Here is a 3,662-nt window from a genome sequence, read left to right on the forward strand (position 1 = left end):
CGAGCAGTTGAAGAAAGAGGGTAAAAAACCGATCACCATCATCAACGTCGATTCACTGGATCAAACCGTCAGCACCTTGATGACCAAACGCGCCGACTTCGTTTATGACGACATCTCGGTACTCGCGCCGGTGGCGAAAAAATATGCCGGTAAAGTGGCGCAGGTCGGCGAAGTTGGCCCGTCGCAGTGGATGGGTTGGGCGACACGTAAAGAAGATGGCAGCCTGAACAAAGCCATTAGCGACCATATCCTGGCGATGCAGAAAGAGGGTGAACTGACCAAACTGCAGCAGCAGTATCTCGGCACCACCTTTACCGTGCCCGCCAGCGACTTCATTCCGCAGGAGTAATTATGTGCCAGTCCAACCTGACGGTGCCTGCCGGCTTTGGCAAAACCTTCCGCGTGCGCAAGGGCCAGTTTATTACCGTGATTGATAGTGAAGGGCAGCAGGCGGCCGATTTCGTCGCGGTGAATGCCGATGATCTGAATGAGAAGCTGTCGCCGGTGCATACGCGTCAACAACTGCGCTCGCTGTTCTTCAAGCCGGGCGACGCGCTGTGGTCGAGTGAAAACCGTCCGATGCTGCGCATTCTTGCTGACAGCATCGGCATCCACGACGCCAACGTGCCCGCCTGCGATCGCACCCGTTTCAGCATCGATTTCGGTGTCGAAGGGCATCGCAACTGCGTGGATAACCTGCTGGAAGGAATGAAGGAATTTGGCGTCACCTACTTCTCGCTGCCGGAGCCGTTCAACCTGTTCCAGAACGGTCCGGTCACCGCCGATGGCCGCATGGAAGTGACCGATCCCAACAGCAAAGCGGGCGACAGCATCACCTTTGAAGCGCTGTGCGATCTCATCTGCTCGGTCTCATCCTGCCCGCAGGACATCATTCCCGGTAACGGCCTGCAGGTGACGCCCATCGACATCGTGGTCAGCGACCATTTTCACGCTCAGGAGATGAATCATGCTGTTAATGCGTGAAAGTTATGAAGAAACCGCTGTGCGCACGCTTGCTGAACCGGTGCAGGTTGCACCGGGCAGCATCGGTTCGATTCGCGTGCTGCGCGGCCAGTTACTGCGCATCACCGCCCAGGGCGACGGCGCGGTGGCTTCGCTGTTTGGCTTTAGCCTGGCCGATCCCGCCGTGTGGCTGTCGGTGCATCACACGCGGGTGTTCAGCAACAGCTACCTGCTCGGTTCAGGCATGCGTCTGGTGAATAACCGTCGCCGTCCGATGATGGTACTGGGCAAAGACAGCGTGAAACGTCACGACCTACTGCTGCCGGCCTCCACCACGGCGTTTCTCCGTGAGCGCGGCTATCAGGGCGAAGGTTGTCTTGATGCCTTGCGCGGCGAGCTGGCGCGTCTGGGTATGGTGGTGTCGAAGCTGCCGGATCCCATCAACCTGTTTATGCACGTCAAGCTGACGCGGGAAGGCGATATTCTGCCGGAAACCAACCTGACCAAAGCCGGCGACAGCATTACCTGTCGCGTGGTGATGGACACGCAGTTCATCGTCTCCGCCTGCAACACCGGCATTGAGGGCAACGATCGTCCCGCGCCATTGCTGCTGTCGGTGGCGGAAAACCTGCACGACTTTAACGCGGAGTAACGCATGGGGCTGGATCAACAGGTAGTGGCCGCGCTGCCGGAACTCGGACACGGCCTGCTGATGACGCTGGTGCTCACCGTGCTGGCGTCGTTAGTCAGCGTAGTAATGGGGCAGCTCGGCTGCTTCCTGCAGCTGCGTCGTGCCTGGATCTGGCGCGCCATCGGGCGTTTCTATGTCAGCGTGATGCGCGGAACGCCGGCGATTGTGCAGCTGTTTGTGGTGTTTTTCACCTTGCCGCGGCTGGGATTGGGCGGTCAGCCAATGCTGGCGGCGGTGATTGCCATTGGCCTCAACAGTGGCGCTTACGTGGCGGAAATCCTGCGCGTCAATCGCAGTCTGGTGACGCGCGGACAGCTTGAAGCGTCGCGCACCTTGGGCCTGAGTCGCTTGCTGACGTGGTGGTACGTTATCAATCCACAAGTGATGCGCGCCAGTCTGCCGATGCTGGTGAATGAGTTCACCATTCTGCTGAAAACCACGCCGCTGGCTTCGGTGGTGGCGCTCACCGAACTGACCTACGCCGGACAGATCGTCATCGCTCGCACCTATGAAGCCACGCAGGTGTTGCTGTTGGTGGCGGCCGGTTATCTGCTGATCGCCATGCCGTTGATTGCGGCGGCGCGTCGTCTGGAAGCGAAACGGAGGTTGGCGTAATGGATTGGCAGGCAATTATCACCTCTTTGCCGTCGCTCGGTGACGGCCTGATCGCCACCTTGCAGCTCTGTCTGGTGGCAGCGCTCTGCTCGCTGCTGTGGGGCGCGCTGTTGGCCGTACTGCTGATGCGTGCCTCGCCGTTCTGGCTGCGTTTGCTCAATCTTTACAGCGGGTTAACTCTTGCGCTGCCGCTGCTGGTGGTGATCTATCTGCTCTACTTTGTGCTGCCGGAATATGACATCACGCTGTCGTCGCCGGTGGTAGGCGTGCTGGCGCTAACGCTCTACTACGCGCCCTATATTGCGCAGGTGGTCCGCTCGGCGATTAATGCGCTGCCAAAAGGGCAGTGGGAAGCGTGCCGCGTGCTGGGCCTGAGCCGCAGCGAGCAACTGCGCGACGTGGTGTTGCCGCAAACCCTGCCGCAGATGCTGTCGCCGCTGGTCGGGTTGATGATCGGTTTGATTAAAGACTCCGCGCTGCTGTCGATTGTCTCGGTGCAGGAGTTTATGTACGCCGCCAAACAGGCGATTTCGGATACCTACGCGCCGCTGGAGATCTATCTCACGGTGGCGCTCTGTTACTGGCTGCTCAACAGCGTCATCGACTGGCTGGCGCGCGGCCTTGAATCTCGCATGACGCGCTATCGTCGTGCCATGCAGCATTAATCAGGAGAACAACATGTCGGCTGAATTTCAGCATCGTGAAGCGATGACTATTCCCGCGCGCTACGGCAAAGCGGTGCGTCTGCAGAAAGGTGAAGCGGTGCAGGTGATTAATCTGCACGGCACGCAGGTGGTGGATTGCTGGGCGTATAACGCCGAAGACGTGAGTGAATATATGTGTATGGAGGCGACGCGCGTGTGGAATCAGCGTCTCAATCCCAAAGTGGGCGACAGCTTTATCACCAGCCAGCGCCACCCGATTTTGACGCTGGTGGCAGATACCTCGCCAGGCGTGCACGACACCTTTATGGCGGCCTGCGACGCGCGTCGTTATGAGCTGCTCGGCTGCACCGAACCGCATCGCAACTGCCATGACAATCTGTTTGAAGGCATGAGCGAGTTAGGCGTGACGCTGCCGCACGGCAATCTGGCCTCGTTTAATATCTTTATGAATATTCAGGTGCAGCCGGATGGCATCACGCTGAAGACGCTGCCGGTGGTAACGAAGCCGGGCGACTATATTGTGCTGCGCGCCGAGATGGATTGTTTTGTGGCGTTTTCCGCCTGTCCGCAGGATATCGTCAGCATTCAGGGGCAGGGCGACAACACCCCGCGCGATGCCGAGCTGCGTATTTTGACCAGTGGATTCCCGCAGGTGCAGTTGCAGGGTGCGTGGGTTCCGGCTTGACTGTGCACGCTGTCCCCCATCCCGACCTTCCCCCGCTCGCGGG

General features: G+C 59.2%; 5 protein-coding genes and 1 pseudogene. All 6 read left to right on the top strand.

Annotation, left to right across the window (positions count from 1 at the left end; all coding sequences use genetic code 11):
* A pseudogene (locus tag RTY00_RS21745) lies at nucleotides 1-349 on the top strand (transporter substrate-binding domain-containing protein); the annotation flags it as partial.
* A 2-nt stretch (nucleotides 350-351) separates the two neighbouring features.
* Nucleotides 352-984: a DUF1989 domain-containing protein gene (locus tag RTY00_RS21750; protein WP_008108219.1), complete on the top strand. Its 633-nt coding sequence runs from the start codon at nucleotides 352-354 to the stop codon at nucleotides 982-984.
* Complete coding sequence (locus RTY00_RS21755) at nucleotides 968-1,615, top strand: urea carboxylase-associated family protein (RefSeq protein ID WP_312666180.1); 648 nt, start codon at nucleotides 968-970, stop codon at nucleotides 1,613-1,615. The genes RTY00_RS21750 and RTY00_RS21755 overlap by 17 nt, the downstream gene beginning before the upstream one ends.
* Before the next feature lie 3 nt (nucleotides 1,616-1,618).
* Nucleotides 1,619-2,269, top strand: a complete 651-nt coding sequence (locus tag RTY00_RS21760) for an amino acid ABC transporter permease (protein ID WP_008108217.1) — start codon at nucleotides 1,619-1,621, stop codon at nucleotides 2,267-2,269.
* On the top strand, nucleotides 2,269-2,934 hold the full coding sequence (locus tag RTY00_RS21765; protein ID WP_312666181.1) for an amino acid ABC transporter permease: 666 nt from the start codon (nucleotides 2,269-2,271) through the stop codon (nucleotides 2,932-2,934). The genes RTY00_RS21760 and RTY00_RS21765 overlap by 1 nt, the downstream gene beginning before the upstream one ends.
* A 13-nt stretch (nucleotides 2,935-2,947) precedes the next feature.
* Nucleotides 2,948-3,619 (top strand): urea carboxylase-associated family protein, encoded by a 672-nt coding sequence (locus RTY00_RS21770; protein WP_265299301.1) that lies wholly within the window; start codon nucleotides 2,948-2,950, stop codon nucleotides 3,617-3,619.
* The last annotated feature ends 43 nt before the right edge of the window (nucleotides 3,620-3,662 follow it).

Origin of the sequence: Pantoea sp. CTOTU49201, from assembly GCF_032054795.1 — a bacterium.
Classification (GTDB): domain Bacteria; phylum Pseudomonadota; class Gammaproteobacteria; order Enterobacterales; family Enterobacteriaceae; genus Pantoea; species Pantoea symbiotica.